Annotated in this window: 1 protein-coding gene; it reads left to right on the forward strand. The window is 62.5% G+C overall.

The features are described 5' to 3' along the window. Positions 1–1,817: type II secretion system secretin GspD (gene gspD / locus HX846_RS25065; RefSeq protein ID WP_178966304.1), on the forward strand; the 1,817-nt coding region annotated here is incomplete at its 5' end. Positions 1,818–1,829: the final 12 nt, after the last annotated feature.

Genomic DNA, 1,829 nt, shown 5'->3' on the forward strand with positions numbered 1-1,829 from the left:
TGGTGCCGGAGGCAGACGCGAAGCTGTTGGGCGGGCCGATCTACAGCGGCGCCAACCCGGGCGGGCAGGGCATGCAAACCCGCACCTTCCGCCTGCAATACGAAAACGCGGTAAACCTGATCCCGGTACTGCGCCCCATCGTGTCGCCGAACAACCCGATCAACGCCTACCCCGGCAACAACAGCATCGTCATCACCGACTACGCAGAAAACCTTGCACGGGTGGCACAGATCATCGACGGCATCGACACCCCGAGCGCCATCGACACCGACGTGGTGAAAGTGCAGAACGGCATCGCCGTGGACATCGCCGCCATGGTCTCGGAACTCCTCGAAACCCAGGGCGCCGACCAGACCCAGAAAATCAGCGTGATCGGCGACCCGCGTTCCAACTCCATCATCATCCGCGCCGGCAGCCCGGAGCGCACGGAGCTGGCGCGCAACCTGATCTACAAGCTGGACAATGCCCAGAGCAACCCGAGCAATATGCACGTGGTGTACCTGCGCAACGCCCAGGCCGGCAAGTTGGCGCAATCGCTGCGGGGCTTGCTGACCGGCGAGAGCGACACCGGTTCCAGTGACAATGCCCGCGGCAAGTTGAGCAGCATGGGCGGCAACACCCAGGGTGGCCAGGGCAGTACTCAGAACAGCAGCGGCACTCCCACCGGCAGCGGCACTGTCCAGCCCAGTGGTTACGGGCAGGACACCAGCAGCACCGGAGCCTCTTCCCCTACCGACCAGAACACCGCGTTCAGCGCCGGTGGCGTGACGATCCAGGCGGACGCCACCACCAACACCTTGCTGATCTCGGCGCCGGACCCGCTGTATCGCAACCTGCGGGAGGTGATCGACATGCTCGACCAGCGTCGCGCTCAGGTGGTGATCGAGAGCCTGATCGTCGAAGTGGGTGAGGACGATGCCAGCGAGTTCGGGGTGCAGTGGCAGGCGGGCAACCTGGGCGGGAAGGGGGGCTTTGGCGGGGTGAACCTGGGGGGCAGCGGCTTGAATGGAACCCCCACCAGCAAGACCAGCATTGATGTGTTGCCCAAGGGTTTGAACATCGGGCTGGTGAATGGCTCGGTGGACATTCCGGGGATTGGCAAGGTGCTGGACCTCAAGGTGCTGGCCCGGGCGTTGAAGAGCAAGGGCGGGACTAATGTGTTGTCGACGCCGAACCTGCTGACCCTGGATAACGAGGCGGCGAGTATTTTTGTGGGGCAGACGATTCCTTTCGTCACGGGCAGTTATGTGACCGGTGGCGGCGGCACGAGCAATAACCCGTTCCAGACGGTACAGCGGGAGGAGGTGGGGCTGAAGCTGAACGTGCGGCCGCAGATTTCCGAGGGGGGGACGGTGAAGCTGGATATTTATCAGGAGGTCAGCAGCGTCGACACGCGGGCTTCGGTGGATGCCGGGACGGTGACGAACAAGCGGGCGATTGATACGAGTATTTTGCTGGATGACGGGCAGATCATGGTGCTCGGGGGGTTGTTGCAGGATGGGTATAGCCAGAGCAATGATGCGGTGCCTTGGTTGTCGGATATTCCGGGGTTGGGGGCGTTGTTCAGGAATGAAAAGCGCAGTGTGACGAAGACTAATTTGATGGTGTTTTTGCGGCCCTACATTATTCGTGACGGTGGGGCGGGGCGCAGTATTACGCTGAATCGCTATGAGTTTATGCGCAGGGCCCAGGGTGGGTTGCAGCCGGAGCATAGTTGGGCGATGCCGGATGTGCAGGCGCCGCAGTTGCCTTCGGTGGATAAGGCGATTCCCGGGGGGCAGGGGGTTAGGGCGGTGATTCGGGCGGTGCCGCGGTGATTTGGGGTTTGG

Origin of the sequence: Pseudomonas sp. K5002, from assembly GCF_013386655.1 — a bacterium.
GTDB lineage: Bacteria > Pseudomonadota > Gammaproteobacteria > Pseudomonadales > Pseudomonadaceae > Aquipseudomonas.